Source organism: Undibacterium sp. GW821-FHT11B02 (assembly GCF_058808955.1).
This window is the reverse complement of the sequence record NZ_JBXASD010000018.1, coordinates 1-22,485: the sequence shown is the minus strand read 5'-3', so window position 1 is coordinate 22,485 and position 22,485 is coordinate 1. Positions and strand designations below refer to the sequence as shown.

The window sequence follows — 22,485 nt, the reverse complement described above, 5'->3', positions numbered from 1 at the left end:
GCGTTTAGGATAGCACAACACTAAAGCAAAAACAGGAGAATACAAATGAGCAGACTAGCAAATACATGTCGCAGGCAGGGAGATTGATATGGCAATTCATACCTTGATGGCCTTTGCCTTGTTCGCCCTGGTGTCTTCGATTACTCCGGGTCCAAATAATCTGATGCTGCTGGCTTCTGGCGTGAATTTCGGTTTTCGTGCCACTTTGCCACATATGATGGGTATCAACTTAGGTTTTATGATATTGGTGCTGGCCGTTGGTGTTGGCCTTGCCAGTCTGTTTGCGGTTTTTCCGTGGCTGTATGTTGTCTTGAAATGGGGCGGTGCAGCTTACCTGCTATACCTGGCCTGGAATATCGCCAATGCCGGACCGCTGGAAAGCAAGACGCCAGACAGTACACATAAAGCTAGTCCCATGAGTTTTATGGGCGCGGCTGCGTTTCAATGGATCAATCCCAAAGCCTGGATCATGGCATTGGGTGCTTTCAGTACTTATATTCCGGCCTCGAGCGGTTTTTGGATCGTTGCTTTGGCAGCCGGTCTGTTTGCCCTGATCAATCTACCCAGTATTAGCTTATGGGTGTTGTTTGGTGCCAAAGTCAGGCATTTGCTGAAGGTGGAACGTAATCTGCGCATCTTCAACTATGGCATGGCCTTGCTGCTGGTATTGTCCTTGTATCCCATGCTGGTGACTTCATGACTATGCTTGATAATTTATTTGAACAGACAGGTTCGTTATGGTGATACAGGAAAACAAGGGCATGGTATTGGGTTTGGTCGGGGTCATCATCTTCAGCCTGACCCTGCCATTCACCCGTATGGCAGTGGCGGAATTGAATCCGGTATTTGTGGCGCTTGGGCGGGCCGTGGTGGCAGCATGTTGTTCCGGTGTCTTGTTATTGATGCAGGGTGGTAAGTGGCCGCAACGTGCGCAAATGAAGCCCTTGCTGATCACGGCGCTGGGTGTGGTGGTGGGTTTCCCCTTGTTCAGTTCTATCGCCATGGCACATGTGCCAGCTTCGCACGGTGCCATCGTGCTGGGTATCTTGCCGCTGGCAACGGCCCTGTTTGCGGCACTGCGCTTTAATGAAAAACCATCCACGGGTTTCTGGCTGATGGCCTTGCTCGGTAGTGGTCTGGTGATCGTGTTTGCCTTGATGCAGGGTGGTGGCTCTTTCCAGATGGCTGACCTGGCCCTGTTCGTAGCCGTGATCGCTGCCGCCATGGGCTATGCCGAAGGTGGACGTCTGTCACAAAGTATGGGCGGGCAGCAGGTTATTTCCTGGGCTTTGCTACTGGCGATGCCGGTATTGTTGCCAATAACCGTATGGCTGGGCTGGCATTACGGCGTTCAGGCATCGGGCCGTGCCTGGGCCGGATTTGCCTATGTATCCGTGTTTTCCATGTTTATCGGTTTCTTCTTTTGGTACAAGGCGCTGGCGCTAGGCGGGATTGCTCGTGTAGGACAAGTGCAATTACTGCAACCTTTTTTAAGCTTGCTTGGGGCAACCGTCATATTGGGTGAAGCCCTGAATGGCACAGAAATCCTGTTTGCCCTGGCGGTCATTGTGGTGGTGGGTCTGGGACGGCGTATGAATATTCAACGCTGAACCTGCCTGGAAAAATGCCATGACCAAATTTAATCTGCCTTCAACGCCAGCTTTGGGGGTGTTAATCGGGAAGGCAGGGGCTTACAATAGAGGCCCAATAAAGAAGATTTCTCATTTTGCCAGTGGTGAGCGAGATTCTTCGTTTTGCAGAAGCAGATTTTTGCAAAAAATAATAATTAAAACTTAATTTAATCAAGTAGGCCAGTGAGGGCTGTCCAACTTCTTCTGGAAAAACACACATGTCATTTTATGCAAAGCTTCAAGCACTGAACATTGAACTGCCAGCAGTAGCAACTCCGGCTGCGGCTTATGTAATGTATGCACAAACCGGAAATACGGTTTTCCTGTCTGGCCATATTGCCAAAAAAGACGGCAAGCCTTGGGTAGGTCAACTGGGTAAAAATATTTCCACCGAAGAAGGCAAACTGGCGGCACGTGCCGTAGCGGTTGATCTGATCGCGACCTTGCAGGCTGCCTGCGGTGGTGACCTGAACCGTGTCAAACGCATCGTCAAAGTCATGAGCCTGGTAAATTCCACACCTGACTATATCGAGCAGCATCTGGTGACCAACGGTGCTTCCGAACTGATAGGCGAAATCTTTGGTGAACAGGGTAAGCATGCCCGTTCAGCTTTTGGTGTGGCACAAATCCCTATGGGAGCTTGTGTGGAAATCGAATTGATCGCCGAAATCGCTTAAATTTTATAAAACGATAACCTGCCTGTGATGGCAATCCTTATACAGTGAGACCAGCATGAAACTTGAGAATCCCAGCCCGATAGATTGGAAATTTTCCCAACGTGCAGAGCAGTTGCAAAGCTCGGCCATCCGCGAAATTCTGAAAGTGACCATGCGTCCTGAAGTTATTTCTTTCGCTGGTGGATTGCCATCCCCTGAAACCTTCCCAGTAGAACGCATGCGTGCTGCCTTTGACAAGGTATTGTCGGAACAGGGCAAGTCGGCCCTGCAATATGGTCCTACCGATGGGTATGCGCCATTGCGCGAATTTCTGGCGGATTCTTTGTCTACCAGTGATTCCAAAATCCTGCCTGAGCAATTGCTGATGGTGTCTGGTTCACAACAGGGTCTGGACCTGATCGGTAAGGTGCTGGTTGACGAAGGCAGCAAGGTATTGGTGGAAACACCTAGCTATCTGGGTGCTTTGCAGGCTTTTTCTGTGTATCGCCCTGAATTTGAATCGGTGGATACGGATGAGCATGGCGTTGTGCCAGCATCTGTCGCTGCCAAGGGGGCAGGCGCACGCCTGATGTATGCACTGCCGAATTTCCAGAATCCTACCGGTCGCACCCTGTCCGTAGAACGCCGCTTTGAGCTAGTGGAAACCTGCGCACGCATGGGCATACCGCTGATCGAAGACAATCCTTATGGTGATCTTTGCTATACCGGCGAACCCTTGCCGAAGATGCTGAACATGAATCCGGGCGGCGTAATTTACATGGGTTCTTTCTCCAAGGTGTTGACACCAGGCATACGTCTTGGTTATGTAGTCGGCCCTGCACCGCTGATACGCAAGCTGGAACAAGCCAAGCAGGCGGCAGATTTGCATACTGCACAATTGACACAGATGGTGGTGTATGAAGTCATCAAGGACGGTTTCCTGACTGAGCATATTCCTACCATCCGTACTTTGTACGCCAAGCAATGCAATGCCATGCTGGAAGCCATGAGCAAGTATTTCCCTGACGGCGTGCAGTGGACCAGACCAGAAGGCGGCATGTTCATCTGGGTCACCTTGCCAGCACACATGGACAGCAAGCAGTTGCTGGATGAAGCGATACAGCAAAACGTGGCCTTTGTTCCTGGCGGACCTTTCTATGCCAATAACCCAGCACCCAATACCTTCCGCCTGTCATTCGTGACTGTATCACCAGAGCGTATCAATAAAGGTGTGGAAATACTCGGCAAGCTGATCAAGGCAAAACTGTAAGTGTCTCTGTTATCCTCGGCATAGACCCGCCAGATGGCGGGTTTTTTTATTTAACCGCGGCGTTAGCGCCTGTTTCGGCTGATATTCGCTAAGGCTTGCCACAACGAGCTTTCCTGGGGAACCGGGTTCTTCATATGCGGTGCTTTCTGCAACCCGTTCTGCTTTTCCTTCGTTTGGTTTTTAGCTGACAGCCAGAAAACGGGGCTTCTTTAGGCGTTCTTGCGGACAAGACGGCACAAGCTCAGGTGCCGCCCGTCGACCCGCGCGATACGCTGATACCCAGCTTTCTGTGTGAGGTTGTACCAGCAGGTCACAGTGTATTCATGCTCAATACCACGCGAACGCTGGTGAACGGAGCAAGCCCATGTGTCAGTTAATTGATGTGATGTCGTAGGGTTCGGCCTTTACGCGTTGACGTCCACGACCGTGCGGCCACGTACTTGACCTTGGAGTACCGGACCTGCAAGGCCGGGCACATCGGCCAGGCCGACCACCTGCGTAGCGCGTGCAAGCTTGCCTAAGTCCAGATCTGTGGCCAGACGGGCCCATGCCTGCAGCCGCACATCTTGGGGCGCGTTGACCGAATCGATGCCGGCCAGGGTCACGTTGCGCAAAATAAAGGGCAGCACCGAGCCGGGCAGGTCCGCGCCCTGCGCGAGCCCGAAGGCCGCTACCGCGCCGCGGTAGCGGGTCTGCGCTAACACGTTGGCCAGTGTGTGGCTACCCACCGAGTCTATCGCGCCGGCCCAGCGTTCCTTGGCGATCGGGGTGCCTGGCCCGGACAGCGTGCGGCGATCGATCACCTCGGCCGCACCCAGTTCGCGCAGGTATTCAGTCTCCTCCAGCCGCCCGGTCGAGGCGACCACCCGATAACCCAGTCTGGACAGCAAAGCGATAGAGATGGAGCCGGCGCCACCGCCAGCCCCAGTCACCAGCACGTCGCCTTTGTCCGGTGTCACTCCCGCATGCTCCAGAGCGAGCACTGACAGCATCGCGGTGTACCCTGCCGTACCGATTGCCATGGCATCGCGCGTTGAAAACACGTCAGGCAGTTTGACCAGCCAGTCGCCGCTAACGCGCGCCTTTTGCGCGAAACCGCCATGGTGGGTTTGACTCAGACCCCAGCCGTTGGCGACAACGCGGTCGCCCACAGCGAATCCTGCGTGCGACGAGGCTTCCACGATGCCCGAGAAGTCAATGCCCGGAATCAGCGGAAACTGGCGTATCACCGGCGAGTGGCCGCTGATCGCCATCGCGTCCTTGTAGTTCACCGTCGAGTAGTCGATCGCGATGGTGACGTCGCCCGGCATCAGGTCGGCTTCGTCGAAGTCGATCAAGGCGGTAGAAATTACATCGCCCGTCTTGGTGGTAAGCAGCGCTTTGAATGTCATGGTCATTTCTCCTTTGGGGGCACGGGTTTAATATGCTAAGCATCATTCAGAATAGAAAAAAGGGAAGAAAACTTAGTCCGCCGCTGGGGTGCGGTGCGCTCGTTCGTCGGGATGCGGCTCTCCCCCTTTGTGTTACTGCGCCAGAAATACCAGCGCTTTGGATACAAAGTCGTCGTGGTACTGGAACACCCCACCATGGCCAGCGTCAGGGTAGATAATCAACTGGCTATTCGGAAGGCGCTTGGCGAGGTCATACGAATTGCTGGTCGGAACCATCCGGTCGCCATCGCCATTTGCCACAAGAACGGGTTGCTTGACCACCGAGAGATCGGCCGGATGCTTCTGTCCCCACGCGCCGAGTGCCTGCAACTGCGCCACGTAGGCTCGCACTGTGATTTCTTTGTCGCGGTTTTCGGTGCGCTCTTGCAAGCGCTTCAAGAAGAATTTTCCAGCCTCGATACCGTTCGACGTGCGCGTGAAGAAGAGATATTGCTTTGGATCCTGGCCGGTGAAGGTCGCACGGAGCAAGTCGTAGTTGGCCACACCCGCTACCGTGCTGATACCCGGGCCACCCGCAGGTCCTGTGCCAGCCAGGATCAGTTTGCGTACCAGATCAGGCTCCTTCAGCACGATCTCTTGCGCGATCATTCCTCCCATCGAGAAGCCGAAAAGATCGACCTGTTTGAATCCCTTGGCCTTGATGAAAGTGATGGCGTCGTCCGCCATTTGTTCAATCGTGTTTGCAGGCGTGCCCGTCGATGCCCCGACGCCACGATTGTCGAATGTGACCACGTGATGTTTTTCAGCAAACCCGTCAACAACACGTGGGTCCCAGTTGTCCAGAACAGCTGCCAGGTGAACAAGGAACACCACTGGAGTGCCGCCGTTGTGTTGCCCGAGTTCACGATACGCGAAGTCCACGCCGCTGGCGGACACGCTCTGCGTAGGTACATCCTTCCACGTCAACCCCTGTTGTGTGGTCGCAGTGGTGGTATCGACGTCCGCTGCAATCGCATTGCTGGCTGCAGCAAAAGGTGAAACAAGCGCTGCGGACAGAGCAAGGAGGCAAAGGGTGGCTTTTATTAGAGACGGCATGGCGTGGATCTTCGGGTAAGGTTGGGGGGAAGACGGTCAGGTCAGGTTTGTGGCAGATAGCGCCCGGCCACGTTCGCTTGTTGAATATCTGAAAGCAGCGCTTGCCGCGCCGTATCGAACGTGTCCCAGCGTGCAGCGTTTTGCAACGGCGGAATGGTGACGAGCTCACGACGGTCAAAGCCGACCAGCGCAGCATCAACCAGGTCGTCTACTTTCATCATCTTGGAGTAGGTACTGATGTCGATACCCGCACGCTCCCAAATCTCAGTGTAGGTTCCAGCGGGAAGCACTGCCTGGACATAGACGCCTTTGGGCGAGAGTTCCAAGTGCAGGCCTTGCGAAAGAAACAGCACGAAGGCCTTGGTTGCACCATAGACCGACATGCTGAATTCAGGCGCCAGGCCAACGACTGAGCTGATGTTGATGATTGCGCCTTTACCAGCACGCGCCAAGCGCGGAGCAACCGCATTTGAGAGCCGTGCCAGTGCAACGGTGTTGAGCGCAATAACCTGCTCGACCTGATCGGGAGTCTGCTCAATGAAACTGCCAGACTGTGCGATCCCGGCATTATTGATCAGCGTTCCGATGTGCTCGTCATCACGCAGACGTGCTTCGACGGCGATCAGGTCACTGGATTTGGTCAGGTCAGCTGGCAGGACATCGACGGCAACGCCATGTTCCTGACGCAGGCGGGCCGCAAGGGTATCCAGTCGTACTTTGTCGCGCGCCACCAGCACGAGGTCGTGGCCGCGGCGTGCGAAACGCTCGGCGTAAGTGGCACCAATGCCGGTGGAGGCGCCTGTAATAAGAACGGAGGTAGATGTAGTCATGTTTTTTCTCTTTGGGTTGTGAAGGTGAATAGTTCCTGCTGAGCTTACTGGGTGTTAGCGTCTGCAAGGGTGGGGTAGTCAACATAGCCTTTGGCGCCATCGTCCAAGTCGTACGGTTCGAAAATTGTGTTCCTGATCATGTCGTTTCAGTCTCTGATGTTGAGAATTTTCATAATGATGACGATCATAATCTAAATTGTCAAGACTTTGATTATGATCATCATCAATATATAATGAGGCCTTCATACATGCTTAAATCCACCGAGGACGAGAAATGAAGATCACCAAGGCCCAGGCGCAGGCCAACCGGGCACACGTTGTCGAGACGGCATCTACCCTGTTTCGGGAGCGCGGCTACGATGGAGTTGGCGTTGCCGATCTGATGGCTGCTGCTGGCTTCACCCACGGCGGTTTCTACAAGCACTTCCGCTCAAAGGCCGATCTGATGGCGGAATCGGCGGCCTGCGCCATTACACAAGCTGCGGCGCTGACCGCTGGCGTGGATATGTCCAAGTTCGTGCGGCTTTATCTCTCTCGTGAGCACCGTGACACCCGTGGGGCCGGCTGCACGATGGCTGCGCTGTGCGGGGATGCTGCACGTCAACCAGAAGCGGTCAGGACCACGTTTGCGGCTGGCATCGAGAGCCTGCTGGCTGCGCTGAGTCAGCAGGACATGTCGTTGGACGGTGCAGATGCAGACCGGGCGCGAGCCAGGTCTCTCGACGTACTGGCGCACGCGGTCGGCGCCATTGCAATGTCGCGCGCCTGCCCGGACGATTCGCCCCTGGCCGACGAAATCCTGTTGATCTGTCGCGACAAGATTCTCGCATCATTGAACCCGTCCGCGACAACGAACACGCCTGTGGGCGAGCGCCACCCTGGTTAACCTCTGGCTTAAAATAGAACAAGAACTGTCAATTATTGTGATTTATGTCATCAATTTTTTGCTTCTCACCGTTATATAGTTGTCGCTAATGCGATCACGGTGCCTGTGCATCCAATTTTCAATCAAGGAGCTTTACATGAATAAAAAAGTGCTGATAGCCAGTCTGATGTTGACAGCAGTGACTGGCGCATTTGCGCAAAACCCTACAGCCAAGCAGCGTTATGCCGAGGAAAGTAAGCGCGCTTCTGTCCGTTACAACGATGATAAAAAATTGTGTGCAGATGCATCCACATCATCGGCCAGGATGCAATGTTTGCGTGATGCTAAGGCAGAATACAATGCAGCATTGTCCCAGGCCAGGCAAAACATGAGCAAATCTCAGCCTGCGGCAGCCAGAGCAGAACCCCTCTGCCCGGAATGCGGCAAAGTGGTGGCGGTAGAGATGGTAGAGAAGGAAGGTGAGGGCGGTGCGCTGGGCGTCATTGCTGGCGGGGTTGCGGGTGCCTTGCTAGGAAATCAGGTGGGTGGCGGGACTGGACGTGACTTGGCTACCATTGCCGGCGCAGCTGGTGGTGCCATGGCTGGCCACAAAATCGAGCAGAAAGTGAAAACGACCAAGATCTGGAACGTCACGGTTGTGTTTGAAGGTGGCAACAAACAAACTTTTAGTTTTGAGCATGACCCCGGGATGGTTTCCGGTGACTTGGTGAAAGGTAATGGTAACAGTATCACCAGACGTTGAATCAAGCAGGGCTGATTTAGACCAGGCCTATTTAAGCCGATAGCGTATATTGGTTGTCCGTTGGCCGAAGTAATTGACCAGCAATAGCTGGTCATTATTTTCTTTTTGGAAACCGTTCCTCAGGCACAACTACTTTCTTGCCAAGCCTAATTCCAGCAGTTAGACTTAAGCGTCTATTTACCACCAATTATGCTGAGAAGGTTATGCTATGAAGCAGTACTTTTGCAAAGCTATTCCTTCCACCAACGCTGCATGGCAGCTTGCCAGCTGGGTGGTGCTGACAGCATTGATGGTAGTCAGCTTTGCTGTTCATGCAAACGAATCCTGTAAGGGATTGCTGGCAACGGGTAACCCTGAATATCCGCCGTATTTGTGGCGCGACCCTGAAGATGAAAATCGCCTGATTGGTGCCAATGCTGAATGGATGCAATTACTGTCCAAGGAAATTGGTATACCCATTGACGTTAAATATGTTGGTCCTTGGGGACGGGTACAGGAAGAAGCGAAACTTGGACGTGTCGATTTGTTGGCGGGTGCATTTTTTACCTTGCCACGACTAGAATACATGGATTATTTTTATCCCGCTTTTCGCGAGACACGCACCGTGATCTGGACTCGCGGTAATTTTAATCTTCCATACAAAAAATGGGCGGACCTGGCTGGCAAGCAAGGGGTAACTGTCATCAACAATAGCTTTGGCGAAGAATTTGACCGCTATGCCAAGGAATCGCTGAAAATTTCCATGGTACCCAGCCTTGAACAGGCGTTGAAGATGCTGAGTCTCTCACGTGCCGATTATCTGATTTACGAAGAAGACCCTGGCCTGGCGTATGTGGCCAAGTTGAATATCACGGGACTGAAAACTGTCTCGCCGCCCATCACGAATGAAAATTTGTATCTGACCTTGTCACATAAATCTCCCTGCAACACCCCAGAATTGCGTGGACGAATTGCCAAGGCCGTTTATAAATTGGACAAGCAGAACGTGATGAATAAGTTGATTGCGTCAAATATACAGTTATGGCGCAAGCAGCAATCGAAGTAATTGTCGCTTACGACAGGTAACCCTTTGCGTACGCTTTCTCTCAGGCAAATTCTTATTCTTGGTGTTGTAGTTGGGATTGTGTTGCCAGCAATGGTGCTGGGACGTTTTCTGGTACAGGATCGCTACGAACGCGAGTTGCAGTTACGCGTCCGCAACCCCATGTCGCAGTATGCTGATATGTTATCAAGAGCAATGGCAGTGCCAGTGTGGACTTTAGACAAGGCTGTGGCCAATCAATTTATCCAGGCTGTCATGCGTAACCCGGAGGTGGTCAGCGTAGAAGTATTTGACGAATCCAAATCCATTTTTGCGCGCAGTGCCAAATTTAAGAAAGCCGATGCCAAATTCCTGCATGAGGAAAGACCTATCTTGCTGGAAACCAAAGTGATAGGCACGATCATGCTGGAACTGACCACGGAACACATAGAAAAAGAATTGTGGGCAGATTTCCTGAAACTAGGGGCTGCTTTGCTGGTACAGGTGATCTTTTCTTTCTTCCTGATCTGGTTGTTGTTCGAACGCCGCATCGTCAGACCCATACAGGAGTTGCAGATGGCAACGGGTCGCTTGGCGCGGGGCAAGCTTGATCAGCCGCTGGAATGGTTGCGTCAGGATGAAATCGGTAATCTGGCTCAGGGACTCGATAAAATGCGATTGAATCTCGGGCGTTTGATTACTGAGCGTGAGGCACAAAATATTGTTTTGCAGCAAGAATTGAATGAACGTTTGCGTGCTGAGCAAGCTTTGAAGGTTACTGAAGAAAAATTCACTGGCATCTTCCAGGCATCGCCAGTCGCCATGACAGTTATACGCAAGGCTCAGCAGTACAACATGATAGACGTCAACGACGCCTGGGTCAGGCAGTTTCTATGGTCACATGATGAAATTCTGAGTGATACCGAAACACAGAAAGCTTTGTGGCGCAGCGAAAATGACTTCTTTGAAATTTTGCGTATTGTCGAGCGTGATGGTGAAATCCATGATTACGAGGCATGGCTGACCTGCGGTCGCCAGGAAAAAATCATTCTCTGCCAAATATCAGGACGCATGATACGTCTGGGAAATGAACCCTTGATTATTCTGGTACAGGAAGACATTACCGAAAAACGCCAGAATGAGCAGGAAATCCGGAATATGAATACCACGCTGGAAAGACGGGTCTCAGAAAGGACCCAGGCGCTGGAAGCGGCAAACAGTGAGTTGACGGTGGTGCTGGAAAACCTGCAGCGGGCCCAACGTGAGCTTTTGCGCACTGAAAAAATGGCTGCATTAGGTTCTCTGGTGGCAGGCATTGCACATGAATTAAATACACCTATCGGCACCAGTGTCACGGTGGCCAGCACACTGGCACAGCACACTGACGATGTATTGCTGGAATTTGATAAAGGGATGCGCCGGTCGGTACTGCAAGAATATTTAAAGAATGCCAAGACTGGGGCTGACTTGCTTCTTCGTAACTTGAGCAAGGCATCAGAGCTGGTCATCAGCTTCAAGCAGGTAGCGGTAGATCGCACCAGTGCAAACCGGCGCGTTTTTGCCCTGGATGAAATGTTGTCTGAGCTGTTTGTCACATTGGGTCCGATGGTGCGCAAGACACGTCATGATATTGTTCATAAAGTGCCGCCCAAGCTGTTGATGGACAGTTATCCAGGGCCCTTGGGCCAGGTACTGACCAACTTGATCAACAATGCCTTCATCCACGCTTTTGAAGGGGATTATCGCGGGATTGTGTCTATTTCTGCTCAGATAGTTGATGAGGAATTCGTGGAAATTTTGGTCAGTGACAATGGCAAGGGAATACCAGAAGCAAATCTCAGCCGCATTTTTGACCCTTTCTTTACGACTCGTCTTGGACAGGGAGGGAGCGGCCTGGGCCTGAATATTGTGTACAACCTGATTACCGGCGTGTTGGGTGGCAATATCGCAGTGGAAAGTGAGCTGGGCAAGGGAACCACTTTTAGAATCACCTTGCCACTGGTCCCAAAATTGAATGATGATGTACTGGTCAGTGTTGAATGAGCGTAGCCTGCTAGCAAGGTAGGGGCTACATCTGATAAAGTCGCGTCATGACAAAATTAAGCTTAGATAAAATCTTGCAGTCGCAAGGATTTGGAACCCGGAAATACTGTCGCGATCTGGTTGAGGATGGCGAAGTGAGTGTCAATGGTGAAGTGGTACGTAGTACCAAGCTGAGCTTTGAAACAAGTGGCCTGCAATTCCAGATTTTTGAAGAAAACTGGGAATACCGTGAACGCGTTTATATTGTGCTCAATAAACCGCCGAATTTTGAATGTTCACGCAAGCCCAGTCATCACCCCGGTGTGCTGACCCTGTTGCCGGAACAATTCAGCTGGCGTGACGTACAGCCGGTTGGGCGTCTGGATCATGATACGACGGGTATGTTGCTGATGTCGGATGACGGGCCGTTTATTCATGCGCAATCCTCACCCAAGCGACATGTGCCCAAGGTGTATCAGGCAACAACGGCGGAACCGGTGACCGAGGAACTGGTCAAATTGTTGTTGCAAGGCGTTAAACTGCACGATGAACCTGCTCCGCTGGCCGCAGTGCATTGCCTGAAGCTGGATGAACATCAGGTAGAAATCGTGCTTGAACAGGGCAAATATCACCAGGTCAAGCGCATGTTAGCCGCAGCAGGCAACCATTGTGCAGCCCTGCAGCGTACTGCCATAGGCAAGCTGACGCTGGCTTCGCTGGGTATTGCGGAAGGCGAATGGTGTTACCTGACACCCGAACAACTTGGCTTGCTGGTACCATAGGTACAATTGTTGTTGACGTAAATGCTTTGCTTGTAGTTTGTTGGTTTCAGACATGAAATTGGGAAGCTGGCCTGCTTGATTGGCAGACATCACTTCCATGAATTGAATAAAAGGAACACACATGCCAGTCATTGCCATTGTCAATCCCAAGGGTGGGGTAGGAAAAAGCACGGTTGCTACCAATCTGGCGGGCTATTTTGCTGCGCAGGGGCACAAGGTCATGCTGGGTGATACCGATGTGCAACAGTCATCGCGTACCTGGTTGTCTTTGCGCCCTGACAACTTGCCTGTTATTCACCCCTGGGATATTGCCGACGGCAATGTGTTGAAACCACCCAAGGGAACCACTCATGTGGTATTGGATACCCCTGCAGGCTTGAAGGGCAACAAGCTGGAAGCCGTGTTAAAGCTGGCCGACAAGATCATCATCCCTTTGCAGGCATCAATTTTCGATATTCTGGCGACTGAAGAGTTTTTGAAATCTCTGTCCAAAATGAAGCTGAATGGTCAGATTGGCATACTGGGCATGCGTGTGAATACCCGTAGCCGTGCCGCCGATCAGTTGGATCATTATGTTGGTCAACTGGGTTTGCCAGTGCTTGGGTTTTTGCGCGACACCCAGAACTACATACAACTGGCAGCCCATGGTGCCACGCTTTGGGATGTGGCACCCTCCCGCGTCGAGAAAGACTTGCCGCAATGGGAAGGCGTATTGAAATGGCTGAGAAATACTTAAGCCATTCCGCATTTCAGTCAATGTGACAGGTTATTGCAACTTCGTGAAATTTGGAAAAACTTCCAGATTTACTCCCCCATATTTGCCGTAGCTCACTATAATGCCGCTTGCTTGAAGAGAAGGCAGAATTCTCTTTTGTTATCAAAGACTTACGGCATGCATCTTACTATTTTTGAAACTCCTGTCATCAATGCATTCATGCGTTATATCTCGCTCTTTTGTTTGAGGCTAGCAGGATGGAAGCTTGAAGGCATAGTCCCGACAGAAAAGAAATATGTATTGATCGCTGCACCACATACCAGCAACTGGGATTTTCCGGTTACCCTGATGGTTTGTTTTGCCTTGCGCCTGCGCGTGTACTGGATGGGTAAATCAAGTCTGTTTCCCCGGTTCGTAGGCGGTATCATGCGCTGGTTAGGCGGAATTGCAGTGGATCGTAGCAAATCCGGTAACCTGGTGCAGGGAACCGTGGATGCTTTCAATGAAAATCAGCGCTTGACTGTGATCGTGCCACCAGAAGGTACCAGGGGCAAGGTAACTCACTGGAAAACAGGCTTTTATTACATTGCCCTGGGTGCCGGGGTACCCATTGCGTTGGGATATCTGGATTTCAAGCGTAAAACAGGTGGGATAGGCAAGATGTTTGTGCCAACGGGCGATATAGGTGCAGATATGGCAGAGATTCAACAGTTCTATTGCAGTATTTCTGGCAAAAATCCTCAACAGTTTGACAGTGAAACTATACAGACTGGGAACAAAGTTCAAAACAAGGATTGACAGCTATAGCCATGTCAGCACATGGTCACGAATGAATTAAGGTTCTTGATGCAGTGCTTTTTCGCCCGCTTCTGTAGCGACTGTTATCGGTTTACCGCCATTACCTTGTGCTATCAGCAGCCAGCGCATGGGATCCAGAATAAAGCGCTTGGTCAGTGCCGCGCATTTTTCGTGAGCGCATAGCCAGACAATAGCCATTGAAACAGCAGCCGAAATGAGCAGTGCCAGTCCATGGTCAAGTTTGAAAATTTGACGTAAGACACCTGTTTCCTGCAAAATAATCAGCGCCATGCCGTGCCATACCAGCACGTAGATGGATCGGCTTCCTATACCGGACAGGCGCAAATCTTTTTGTGCCAACAAATACAGGACAGATAAGCCGATGATGGTCGAGACTGCATATTGCAGTAACTGATAAGCTGAGCCGGCCAGCGTCGCCATTTCCAGTCTGTGCAAGGAATAGCTGCCGTAGAACCAGCGATAATCGAAATCGCTTTGCAGCATGAATGAGCCAATAAAAGCAGCCAGCACAATGAGTGTGCTGAAAACCAGTTTCCCTTTGTTCTTGTTTGTTAAGCCATGATGCCCGAGTTGCCAGCCCAATAAAAAATAAGGGAAAAAAACCAGGGTCCTGGAGGCACCAAGAAAATAACCTGCATGTTCGGAATAGCTCGCCACCAGAGACAGGGCCAGGGCCAGCATGACCGGGAACTGTATGCGCGCAAACAGCGGCAATAGCAGCCGCCAGCACAACAGGCTCAACAGATACCACAGCATCCAATAAGGGGCCACCAGGTTGGCATACACGCTGACACTGCCTTTAAGAGCAAATTCAGTCAGTTCATAAATGATCTCAAAGGCAAGCAAGGGGACAACAACGCCAGAAATCAATTGACTTGCACTTTTTTCATTCCATTGGGCTTTGGAAAACATACCGGACATGAGCGCAAACATCGGCATGTGGAAAGCATATACAAAGATCCAGATGGAGCGCAGCATATGGTCTTCACCGACATAAATTTCAATCAGGTGACCAAAAACCACCAGAAATATCAAAACGGCTTTGATATTGTCTATGCTGGAATTTCGGTCAGAAAGTGTGGTGGAGGTTGACATGCGGCTAATACAAAGGCTTGAAATGTCGCCATGATAGCGAAATCAGCTAGTGTTTTATACCCTTAGTTTGTAACGAATGTTGACGCGGCACCATAGGAAGTTTGTTTTTCTGATAAAAATAAACCGGATTCCAGTGATGGCGATTGCGTCGATTTTATCAAGCGGTCACTTAATTTCAGTAAAATGGAACGAAAATCAAAGGTAAATTAGTTCCTCATAAAGTTTCTTTGAGGAAAGTTATATAATATCCAGACACATGACATTTGGTGGATAAGGTTAGTATGCCGAAAGACAGGTCAAAGGCGAGCTTGCTAAGTGCGCAATTGGATTTTGAATCGATAGATGGCGAACCCAAAGCGCCTGATCTTGTTGCGCCAGATGTTGATGCCGATCCGCCATTGCCTGCGGCCAGACCGGTTCCCGGCAACAGTCGATCTTCTTCCGACGTAGCATCTAAAAAGCCAGCACTGGAAAGAAAGCTTGCTAATAGAGTAAAAAAAGCTCCAGAGTCTGATCATTTTGGACGATATGCTGCGCTGATCATCTTGTTTGGATTTGCTGTTTTATTAGCGGGTTTTTTCTATTTCCGTTCAGTAAATGGTAATGCGGCTGGTCTTAGCTATATCGTGTTACCGCAGCAGGTTGCCTATGTTGACGGCCAAGTAATACGCATGCAGGTCACCATACAGGTCAGGGATGAGGACAAAGAGTGGTTATTTGAAAACAAAAAGGCCCTGGCCACTTTTTACCAGATAGAACTGGCGAAAGTGAACCCTGACGACTTGCACTCGGAAGCTGGATTTGAACTGGTCAGGACGCAACTGAAAGAAGGATTGAACAAGGCACTGGAAACCGACAAGATAGAATCAGTATTGATTAATGAGCTGCTCATGCAAAACCGCGATCCAGGTTAGATCAGGTTGGGTGAGTGCAGGTAGAAAAGCCAGAATAGTCTTCAAGGACCATTCTGGCTTTTTGCTTATATAATCTGCTTGCAGATATATCAGCGCTGCATCAATCCAATCAGGCCGTTACTGAAAGACCCTGGGTCTGATCTTGTGGCGGGACGGCGTAGGCACGCAACAATTGCAGAGCCTTTTTGAAGATGGCGGCATCGCTGGTGCTGCTTGCGCTATCCGTGCCAGAGCTTGCAGTCGTGCTGCTGGTGCCCGAGGTAGTGCTGGTACCAGTACTGTCGTTGCTGGTTGACGTGCTGGAAGAACTGCTGCTCGTACTGGTAGTGCCACTTGTCGCTGCGCTGGCAGCAGACGCTGTTTTTTCAAGATAAGCAATTGATTCTTGTATGCTGACCTTGCCGTCCTGATTCGTATCGGCGGCCTCAAAGTTCTGGGCTACCTGAGTCAATGCTGCACCGGCGCTGCTATTAGTTTCACCTACTTTCGAAGCAAGGTCTGTGAGTTGGGTTTTGTCCAGTCCACCATCCTCACCTTGACCACCTTCATCAGGTGGTGGTGGGGGCGGAGGCGAACCACTTGTGCGACGAGCATTGAACTGGGTTTCCAGCGCATCACTCAATTTCTTGATGCCACTGGTGAATTCATCCTTGGTGACTTTACCGTCGCCATTGCTATCCAGTTTTTTGAACAAATCATTGACCGTAGATGAACTGGAGGTGCTGCTCGTACCGGTACTGGCAGTGGTTGAACTGGTTGTGCTGGACGAGGTGTCAGAAATACTTCCGAAAGCCGTTTCCAGATCTGAAATTTCCAGGTAACCCTGGTTTTTCGTATCCAGCTTGGAAAATACGCTGCCTGCTATTTTTGCAGGATCGCCGCGTCCATGTCTTTGAACACCACTGCTGGCCTGGGAAAAATAATTGCTGCTGCCGCTAACGCCACTTACGCTTGTCATCGCATCCTCCTTGAAGTCAAACCACTATCAGTCAGATGTCAGTGTGTCATTCCGATGTTGCCTGCTTGTGTCGGCTTTGTATCGGTGCTGACACAAAGTGAGGGGAAATGTAAAGATACGTAGTGAGGAAGGTACAGTCTGTAACAAGTGAGCTTGAATTCTAATGGCGCGGCAGATGCAATTCTGCGACCAGACCAGCACCATCTGTACGATTGCTTAGTGTCAATAGACCACGATGCCGCCTGGCGATTTCTCTGGCGATGCTCAGGCCCAGACCAACACCGCCACTATTTTTATTGCGCGATGTAGCCAGACGGACAAAAGGTGAAAAGACGTTTTCCAGTTCCTGTTCGGGAATACCTGGCCCCTGATCTGTGATACGTATTAACAGTTCTGCGTTGCTATCCTGCAGACAGATATCTGCAGACTTACCGTAAAAAATGGCATTTTCCAGCAAATTGCAAAGGCAGCGTCTTAGTTCGTTTGGCAGTGCTGGCAGCGGCCTGGCTGTGCCATGCATTGTGACGGTTTTACCCTCGTCCTGCATATTGTCAACAATCGCGGCAACCAGAGAAGCAACGTCCAGCATCTGCAGTGTTTCTTCGCTACCACGCAAGTATTCCAGAGTGGCGTCAAGCATGAGTCGCATTTCTTCTACATCCTGCAAGAGTTTTTCACCATTATCGTCTTCATGTAACTGGGCAATGCGCAATTTCATGCGTGTCAGTGGGGTACGCAGGTCATGGGAAACCGCTGCCAGAAAGCGCTCTCTTTCTTCCATTTGCTGATACAGACGTTGCTGCATCTGATTGAATACCAGTGCGCTTTGCCGTGCCTCTTCCGGACCTGTCTCTGGTATGGGCGTGGGTTTTTTTGTATCCCCGAGTGTACTGGCAGCAGCAGCCAGTTCCTGCATGGGGCGTGCCAGACTGCGTGAACCTATCCATGCTGCGATTGCCAACACCAACAGTTGCAATAGCATGCTCAGGGTAAAACCCATAAAGGGGCCATTCAGCAAGCCGGGCTCAGGATGATGATGCAGGTGTGGTCCTGGTTGGGGTGGCGGCCGGTGATCACCCAGAAATACAAACAACAAGACGAAAGTGGCGATATGGCTGACCACGACAGCGGCCATGGCCAAGCCAAACAGGCGACTGAAGATGGTGTCGCGAACCAGTCGTTTCATTTCAGGCTGGCGCTGAACATATAGCCTTCGCCGCGTATGGTCTTCAGCATGCTTGGATGGCGTGGATCATCTCCCAGCTTCTGGCGTAATCTGGATACCAGTAAGTCTATGCTGCGGTCAAATACTTCGCTGGACTTATTGCGGGCAATGTCCAGCAACTGGTCGCGGCTAAGCACTTGGCCAGGCCGGTGGATGAAGGCATGCAACAGGCGAAATTCAGCGTTGGACAAGGGGATGACCAGTTTGTCGGGGCTACGCAACTGGCGGCTTGCCAGATGCAAGGTCCAGGATGAAAAGCGCAATTCCGTTTGCTGATGTTCAACCACTTCTTGAGTTTGCCGTATCGCGGCGCTGCTACGTCTGACCACGCTTTGTATGCGCGCCACCAGTTCACGGACATCCAGTGGTTTGATCAGATAATCATCAGCACCAGATTCCAGTCCCAGTATCTTATCGGCGAATTCACCTCTGGCCGTTAGCATGATGACGGGCGTGCTTGCATGGCGGCGCAGTTTCCGTAACAAAGTCAGGCCGTCATCGCCTGGCAGCATCAAATCGAGCAAAATGACATCGAAGTCTTGCGTTTGCATTGCCGCCTGCATCGCCACACCATCTTGCACAGCGACGCAGGCGATGTCAAATTTTCCCAGGTAATTGCTCAACAATTGACCTATGTCTGCATCATCATCAACCAGTAATACCTGGAGACGCCCTGTGTTCATTGACAAGTCACAACTCCTTGACAAACCTGAGTAATTTATCGAGAGCATGCACCACGGTCTGCTCACGTACAGCCTGGCGGTCACCAGCGAACACTAATCTCTCTGTATGCGTGATTCCGCCAATGTGCCATCCAAAGCAGATGGTACCTACAGGTTTGCCTGGCACTGCACCGGTAGGCCCCGCAATGCCGGTAGTGGAAAGGGAAATATGTGCTTCCGAATTGGCGATAGCGCCTTGCGCCATGGCAGCAGCGATTTCCTCGCTGACTGCACCGTGTTGGGCGATGAGTGCCGCAGGAATATCCAGTAATTCAGTTTTAGATGAATTCGAATACGTGACGAAACCACAGTCAAACCATTCTGAAGAGCCGGCAATTTCTGTGATAGCGTGGGCGACACCGCCGCCAGTACATGATTCAGCAATGGTGAGTATGAGTTTTCTTGATTTGAGCTCTTCACCGACCTTCGCTGCGAGTTCAAGTGCATTTTTCATGATTTGTCTCCTGTCTGGTTACTGCGGCATGACTTGCATAAACTTACTTTACCACCATGTCTGGCAGGAAGTGAAGCAAAGACAGCATAGTGTTTGTAAATCATCTGGAATTGAGGAAGCAAGAAGGGAAAGTCAGTCTATATTCGCTTTATGTTTAGACACAAATCAAGACGGATACATGAAAATTCCTCAGAATTCACACCATAGGGATGAATAAATACGTTGCATCAATTGTGCCTTATGTTTAAAACACAGTTGATATCAAAAAAAACATTTCTGAAAAACGCATATCAGAGTATGATTTTTTATAGCAACAATTAATGCCTTCGCATTATTAGAACGCGTTTCGTTTTGATTGATGAAATGAGTTCTGGGCAACTTACTGACTGGTATATCAATTCCAGACATGCAAGAGAGACGTGTAGTAGCTGTCCCCTAATCGAAAGGAGATGCCCTATGAAAATCGAGACACTGTTCCAGCAACAAAATGCTTTGCCTTCCATTCCCAAGGTTGTGCAGGAAGTGATAGACAGTTTTAATAATGATGAAGTGTCTATCGAGGAAATTGCCAGAAAACTCTCTGCCGATCAGGTGCTGAGTGCCAAGTTGTTGCGTCTGGCAAATTCGTCTTACTACCATGCCTCAAGAACAGTCGGTTCTGTGGATGATGCCGTAATGATGCTGGGTTTTATGACGGTACGTACCCTGGTCGTTAGTAGCGGTCTGACCAGTGGTTTCAAATCCATGCCAGGTGTTGATCTCAAGCAATTCTGGCGTTATAGCTTGCATACTGCTGTGGTGGCAAAATGGCTGGCAAAAAAAGCGCATGCCAATTCGGACTTTGCCTTTACCGTTGGTTTAATGCATGCCATAGGGCAATTGGTGATGCATGCGGGCATGCCAGAGCAAATGCTGGAGATAGATAAAATAGCGGGGCCTCTTGATGTACGCAGGCCAGATGTAGAGCAAACCTCGTTTGGGTATAATTTCTTTGATGTCGGTGCCGAGCTCTCAAAGCGCTGGCGTTTCCCTGATACCTTTGCGACGGCCATCAAAGCCTGTGCGGAACCTTTGCAGCAGACTGCATTTGATCAGGTCGGCGCCATTGTTCACGTGGCATCCTGGTGCGCGCGGTGCGAAGAAAATCATTATTCAAAAGAAGAGCAGGATGCGACCTTCCCAGCAGATGTGGCGCAAAAATTAGGGTTTAAACCCGATGCGGTCATGGTCGATATGCCGCCTCTGAGTGAGTTGAGTGCCGGTCTGGAGGATTTGTTGGGCTGATTCAACATGCAGGCAAACTAAAACAGAGGGAAATAGCTTGAACGGCTATTTCCCTCTGTTGATTATGATTGTTTATGATTGATTTAAGATCAATCATTGCCTTGTATATCAAGCGCCACTGCTTCGGCAACACGGATACCATCTACTGCAGCAGATAAAATACCGCCCGCATATCCAGCACCTTCGCCTGCCGGAAACAAGCCGCGGGTGTTCAGACTTTGCAAGTCATCGTCATTGCGCTTGATACGTATTGGTGAAGAAGTCCGTGTTTCGACGCCTGTCAGTATCGCGTCTTTCATGGCAAAGCCCTTGATCTTTTTGTCAAATTCCGGGATAGCCTCACGCATAGCCTCAATGGCGAATTCTGGCAATGCTTCGGCCAGGTCACACAAGGTAATGCCCGGTTTATAGGATGGTTCTACGCTACCAAGTTCGTTCGAGGCGCGCGCGGCCAGAAAGTCGCCAATCAACTGGCCTGGCGCATTGTAATTGCTGCCCCCCATGGCATACGCCTTTTCTTCCAACCTTCTTTGCAAATCAATGCCGGCCAGTGGGTCGCCGGGGTAATCTGCTGGTGTAATGCCGACCACGATGGCGCTGTTGGCATTGCGTTCATTGCGTGAATATTGACTCATCCCATTTGTCACTACCCGACCTGGTTCGGATGTGGCCGCCACTACGGTGCCGCCGGGGCACATGCAAAAGCTATACACTGAACGACCATTCTTTGCGTGATGAACCAGCTTGTAGTCTGCTGCCCCCAAAATCTTGTTGCCAGCATTTGGGCCAAAGCGGGCCTTGTCTATGACGGATTGCGGATGTTCAATGCGAAAGCCTATGGAAAATGGTTTGGCTTCTACATAGATGCCGCGATCAGCGATCATCTTGAAAGTATCTCTGGCACTATGGCCTATAGCTAACACCACGTGTGATGTGGCTATATATTCACTGTCATTCAGATGTACGCCCTGGACTTTGCCGTCCACTACGTCGATATCAGTCACTTTTTGCTGGAAACGTATTTCTCCGCCCATGGCTTCGATATTGTGGCGCATTTCCTCTATCATCTTGACCAGGCGGAATGTGCCGATGTGCGGCTTGCTCACATACAAAATTTCTTCCGGTGCCCCAGCCTTGACGAATTCTGCCAATACCTTGCGACCATAATGCTTGGGATCTTTGATCTGGCTGTACAACTTACCGTCAGAAAAAGTACCAGCACCGCCTTCACCAAATTGCACGTTCGATTCTGGATCCAATTCACGTTTTCGCCACAGTCCCCAGGTATCTTTGGTACGTTCCCTGACTGGTTTTCCACGTTCCAGAACGATAGGGCGAAAACCCATTTCCGCAAGCAGCAGTGCAACAAACAGACCGCAGGGGCCGAAGCCGATGACTACCGGGCGTTGAAATGGCGTATCACCAGCGCGGGCGACATATTTGTATTCTGTATCCGGGGTCGGGGACAGACGGGTGCGATTCTTGTGACGGCGCAGTAAGTCTTCATCCAGCGTAGTGGTGACATCGATCGTATAAATAAGAACGATCGCGGTTTTTTTGCGTGCATCATAACCACGGCGAAAAATGGAAAAGCTGACAAGCTCCTTGTCATCGATACCCAGCTCTGTTAATACGGCTGCCCTCAGCTCGGCGTCGGTATGGTCTAGCGGGAGTTGTAAATCGGTAATGCGCAACATAAATTCGGTCCGGATAACACTAAGCGCCCATTGCTCGTATATAGCAGCGGGCTGGTGGAATGGTTTGATGAATCCCGTATTTTAACCGCATGTGACAGAGGCATCAGGATTTCATTGAAGGGAAATCCCTGTATATACAGACCCAATAATCCACGAAGCCTGGTAGGGTACGCCACGCGCACCCTTTCTCACCGAATATACAAGCAAGGCATACGACCGGTGACATTCTGATGCGAGCCCAAGTCCGGTGCGCGCAGCGCACCCTACAAAGCCAAT

The 22,485-nt window shown here is 50.8% G+C and carries 22 protein-coding genes; 13 read left to right on the top strand and 9 right to left on the bottom strand.

Annotation, left to right across the window (positions count from 1 at the left end):
* Positions 1-88: 88 nt before the first annotated feature.
* From AC1RVX_RS27260 to AC1RVX_RS27245, 4 genes are all read left to right on the top strand, one after another.
* The gene (locus AC1RVX_RS27260; RefSeq protein ID WP_493219733.1) at positions 89-700 is read left to right on the top strand and encodes a LysE family translocator; all 612 of its coding nucleotides are present in this window, start codon (positions 89-91) and stop codon (positions 698-700) included.
* 37 nt (positions 701-737) lie between these two features.
* Entirely contained in the window at positions 738-1,610 is an 873-nt protein-coding gene (locus AC1RVX_RS27255; RefSeq protein ID WP_493219732.1) for a DMT family transporter, read from the top strand.
* 239 nt (positions 1,611-1,849) lie between these two features.
* On the top strand, positions 1,850-2,308 hold the full coding sequence (locus AC1RVX_RS27250; RefSeq protein WP_493219731.1) for a RidA family protein: 459 nt from the start codon (positions 1,850-1,852) through the stop codon (positions 2,306-2,308).
* Between the two features lie 55 nt (positions 2,309-2,363).
* Positions 2,364-3,557 (top strand): aminotransferase-like domain-containing protein, encoded by a 1,194-nt coding sequence (locus tag AC1RVX_RS27245; RefSeq protein WP_493219730.1) that lies wholly within the window; start codon positions 2,364-2,366, stop codon positions 3,555-3,557.
* A 404-nt stretch (positions 3,558-3,961) separates the two neighbouring features.
* Here AC1RVX_RS27245 and acuI read toward each other — a convergent pair whose 3' ends face one another.
* From acuI to AC1RVX_RS27230, 3 genes are all read right to left on the bottom strand, one after another.
* On the bottom strand, positions 3,962-4,948 hold the full coding sequence (gene acuI / locus AC1RVX_RS27240; protein WP_493219729.1) for an acrylyl-CoA reductase (NADPH): 987 nt from the start codon (positions 4,946-4,948) through the stop codon (positions 3,962-3,964).
* 132 nt (positions 4,949-5,080) lie between these two features.
* The gene (locus AC1RVX_RS27235) at positions 5,081-6,043 is read right to left on the bottom strand and encodes an alpha/beta fold hydrolase (RefSeq protein ID WP_493219728.1); all 963 of its coding nucleotides are present in this window, start codon (positions 6,041-6,043) and stop codon (positions 5,081-5,083) included.
* A 41-nt stretch (positions 6,044-6,084) separates the two neighbouring features.
* Positions 6,085-6,873, bottom strand: coding sequence for an SDR family NAD(P)-dependent oxidoreductase (locus AC1RVX_RS27230; RefSeq protein ID WP_493219727.1), 789 nt, complete (start codon positions 6,871-6,873; stop codon positions 6,085-6,087).
* A gap of 274 nt (positions 6,874-7,147) precedes the next feature.
* Here AC1RVX_RS27230 and AC1RVX_RS27225 point away from each other — a divergent pair, with 274 nt between their 5' ends.
* The 7 genes from AC1RVX_RS27225 (at position 7,148) to AC1RVX_RS27195 (ending at position 13,839) form a co-directional block, all read left to right on the top strand.
* Positions 7,148-7,759: a TetR/AcrR family transcriptional regulator gene (locus AC1RVX_RS27225; protein ID WP_493219726.1), complete on the top strand. Its 612-nt coding sequence runs from the start codon at positions 7,148-7,150 to the stop codon at positions 7,757-7,759.
* Between the two features lie 136 nt (positions 7,760-7,895).
* Positions 7,896-8,501 (top strand): outer membrane lipoprotein, encoded by a 606-nt coding sequence (locus tag AC1RVX_RS27220; RefSeq protein WP_493219725.1) that lies wholly within the window; start codon positions 7,896-7,898, stop codon positions 8,499-8,501.
* A 208-nt stretch (positions 8,502-8,709) separates the two neighbouring features.
* A complete protein-coding gene (locus AC1RVX_RS27215; RefSeq protein ID WP_493219724.1) occupies positions 8,710-9,546 on the top strand; it encodes a substrate-binding periplasmic protein in 837 nt (278 codons plus the stop codon).
* A gap of 24 nt (positions 9,547-9,570) precedes the next feature.
* Positions 9,571-11,565 (top strand): sensor histidine kinase, encoded by a 1,995-nt coding sequence (locus tag AC1RVX_RS27210; protein ID WP_493219723.1) that lies wholly within the window; start codon positions 9,571-9,573, stop codon positions 11,563-11,565.
* Positions 11,566-11,612: 47 nt separating this feature from the next.
* Positions 11,613-12,326 (top strand): pseudouridine synthase, encoded by a 714-nt coding sequence (locus AC1RVX_RS27205; RefSeq protein ID WP_493219722.1) that lies wholly within the window; start codon positions 11,613-11,615, stop codon positions 12,324-12,326.
* A 121-nt stretch (positions 12,327-12,447) separates the two neighbouring features.
* A complete protein-coding gene (locus AC1RVX_RS27200; protein WP_493219721.1) occupies positions 12,448-13,062 on the top strand; it encodes a nucleotide-binding protein in 615 nt (204 codons plus the stop codon).
* A 156-nt stretch (positions 13,063-13,218) separates the two neighbouring features.
* Entirely contained in the window at positions 13,219-13,839 is a 621-nt protein-coding gene (locus tag AC1RVX_RS27195; RefSeq protein WP_493219720.1) for a lysophospholipid acyltransferase family protein, read from the top strand.
* A gap of 36 nt (positions 13,840-13,875) precedes the next feature.
* Here AC1RVX_RS27195 and AC1RVX_RS27190 read toward each other — a convergent pair whose 3' ends face one another.
* Positions 13,876-14,955, bottom strand: coding sequence for an acyltransferase family protein (locus AC1RVX_RS27190; protein ID WP_493219719.1), 1,080 nt, complete (start codon positions 14,953-14,955; stop codon positions 13,876-13,878).
* A 281-nt stretch (positions 14,956-15,236) separates the two neighbouring features.
* Between AC1RVX_RS27190 and AC1RVX_RS27185 the strand changes: the two genes are divergently transcribed.
* Positions 15,237-15,869 carry a flagellar basal body-associated FliL family protein gene (locus tag AC1RVX_RS27185; RefSeq protein ID WP_493219718.1) on the top strand — a complete coding sequence of 211 codons (633 nt, stop codon included), beginning with the start codon at positions 15,237-15,239 and terminating at the stop codon, positions 15,867-15,869.
* A gap of 109 nt (positions 15,870-15,978) precedes the next feature.
* Here the strand turns inward: AC1RVX_RS27185 and AC1RVX_RS27180 are convergent, their stop codons facing one another.
* From AC1RVX_RS27180 to AC1RVX_RS27165, 4 genes are all read right to left on the bottom strand, one after another.
* Positions 15,979-16,827 carry an EF-hand domain-containing protein gene (locus tag AC1RVX_RS27180; RefSeq protein ID WP_493219717.1) on the bottom strand — a complete coding sequence of 283 codons (849 nt, stop codon included), beginning with the start codon at positions 16,825-16,827 and terminating at the stop codon, positions 15,979-15,981.
* A 160-nt stretch (positions 16,828-16,987) separates the two neighbouring features.
* Positions 16,988-18,013 carry an ATP-binding protein gene (locus tag AC1RVX_RS27175; RefSeq protein WP_493219716.1) on the bottom strand — a complete coding sequence of 342 codons (1,026 nt, stop codon included), beginning with the start codon at positions 18,011-18,013 and terminating at the stop codon, positions 16,988-16,990.
* Positions 18,010-18,735 (bottom strand): response regulator, encoded by a 726-nt coding sequence (locus AC1RVX_RS27170; protein WP_493219795.1) that lies wholly within the window; start codon positions 18,733-18,735, stop codon positions 18,010-18,012. The genes AC1RVX_RS27175 and AC1RVX_RS27170 overlap by 4 nt, the downstream gene beginning before the upstream one ends.
* Before the next feature lie 7 nt (positions 18,736-18,742).
* Positions 18,743-19,228, bottom strand: coding sequence for a CinA family protein (locus AC1RVX_RS27165; RefSeq protein WP_493219715.1), 486 nt, complete (start codon positions 19,226-19,228; stop codon positions 18,743-18,745).
* Between the two features lie 456 nt (positions 19,229-19,684).
* On the opposite strand from AC1RVX_RS27165, the gene AC1RVX_RS27160 reads away from it, so the two are divergent.
* Positions 19,685-20,512 carry an HDOD domain-containing protein gene (locus AC1RVX_RS27160; protein ID WP_493219714.1) on the top strand — a complete coding sequence of 276 codons (828 nt, stop codon included), beginning with the start codon at positions 19,685-19,687 and terminating at the stop codon, positions 20,510-20,512.
* 89 nt (positions 20,513-20,601) lie between these two features.
* Here the strand turns inward: AC1RVX_RS27160 and AC1RVX_RS27155 are convergent, their stop codons facing one another.
* Positions 20,602-22,209 (bottom strand): NAD(P)/FAD-dependent oxidoreductase, encoded by a 1,608-nt coding sequence (locus AC1RVX_RS27155; protein WP_493219713.1) that lies wholly within the window; start codon positions 22,207-22,209, stop codon positions 20,602-20,604.
* Positions 22,210-22,485 lie beyond the last annotated feature (276 nt).

Bases quoted from the DNA above. Each gene is read 5' to 3' on its own strand.
- AC1RVX_RS27255 (WP_493219732.1), top strand. From the start codon at position 738: ATGGTGATACAGGAAAACAAGGGCATGGTATTGGGTTTGGTCGGGGTC.
- AC1RVX_RS27165 (WP_493219715.1), bottom strand. From the start codon at position 19,228: ATGAAAAATGCACTTGAACTCGCAGCGAAGGTCGGTGAAGAGCTCAAA.
- AC1RVX_RS27205 (WP_493219722.1), top strand. From the start codon at position 11,613: ATGACAAAATTAAGCTTAGATAAAATCTTGCAGTCGCAAGGATTTGGA.
- AC1RVX_RS27160 (WP_493219714.1), top strand. From the start codon at position 19,685: ATGAAAATCGAGACACTGTTCCAGCAACAAAATGCTTTGCCTTCCATT.
- AC1RVX_RS27155 (WP_493219713.1), bottom strand. From the start codon at position 22,209: ATGTTGCGCATTACCGATTTACAACTCCCGCTAGACCATACCGACGCC.
- AC1RVX_RS27200 (WP_493219721.1), top strand. From the start codon at position 12,448: ATGCCAGTCATTGCCATTGTCAATCCCAAGGGTGGGGTAGGAAAAAGC.
- AC1RVX_RS27185 (WP_493219718.1), top strand. From the start codon at position 15,237: ATGCCGAAAGACAGGTCAAAGGCGAGCTTGCTAAGTGCGCAATTGGAT.
- AC1RVX_RS27180 (WP_493219717.1), bottom strand. From the start codon at position 16,827: ATGACAAGCGTAAGTGGCGTTAGCGGCAGCAGCAATTATTTTTCCCAG.
- AC1RVX_RS27190 (WP_493219719.1), bottom strand. From the start codon at position 14,955: ATGTCAACCTCCACCACACTTTCTGACCGAAATTCCAGCATAGACAAT.
- AC1RVX_RS27195 (WP_493219720.1), top strand. From the start codon at position 13,219: ATGCATCTTACTATTTTTGAAACTCCTGTCATCAATGCATTCATGCGT.
- AC1RVX_RS27250 (WP_493219731.1), top strand. From the start codon at position 1,850: ATGTCATTTTATGCAAAGCTTCAAGCACTGAACATTGAACTGCCAGCA.
- AC1RVX_RS27245 (WP_493219730.1), top strand. From the start codon at position 2,364: ATGAAACTTGAGAATCCCAGCCCGATAGATTGGAAATTTTCCCAACGT.
- AC1RVX_RS27260 (WP_493219733.1), top strand. From the start codon at position 89: ATGGCAATTCATACCTTGATGGCCTTTGCCTTGTTCGCCCTGGTGTCT.
- AC1RVX_RS27220 (WP_493219725.1), top strand. From the start codon at position 7,896: ATGAATAAAAAAGTGCTGATAGCCAGTCTGATGTTGACAGCAGTGACT.
- AC1RVX_RS27230 (WP_493219727.1), bottom strand. From the start codon at position 6,873: ATGACTACATCTACCTCCGTTCTTATTACAGGCGCCTCCACCGGCATT.
- AC1RVX_RS27215 (WP_493219724.1), top strand. From the start codon at position 8,710: ATGAAGCAGTACTTTTGCAAAGCTATTCCTTCCACCAACGCTGCATGG.
- AC1RVX_RS27225 (WP_493219726.1), top strand. From the start codon at position 7,148: ATGAAGATCACCAAGGCCCAGGCGCAGGCCAACCGGGCACACGTTGTC.
- AC1RVX_RS27170 (WP_493219795.1), bottom strand. From the start codon at position 18,735: ATGAACACAGGGCGTCTCCAGGTATTACTGGTTGATGATGATGCAGAC.
- AC1RVX_RS27175 (WP_493219716.1), bottom strand. From the start codon at position 18,013: ATGAAACGACTGGTTCGCGACACCATCTTCAGTCGCCTGTTTGGCTTG.
- acuI (WP_493219729.1), bottom strand. From the start codon at position 4,948: ATGACATTCAAAGCGCTGCTTACCACCAAGACGGGCGATGTAATTTCT.
- AC1RVX_RS27235 (WP_493219728.1), bottom strand. From the start codon at position 6,043: ATGCCGTCTCTAATAAAAGCCACCCTTTGCCTCCTTGCTCTGTCCGCA.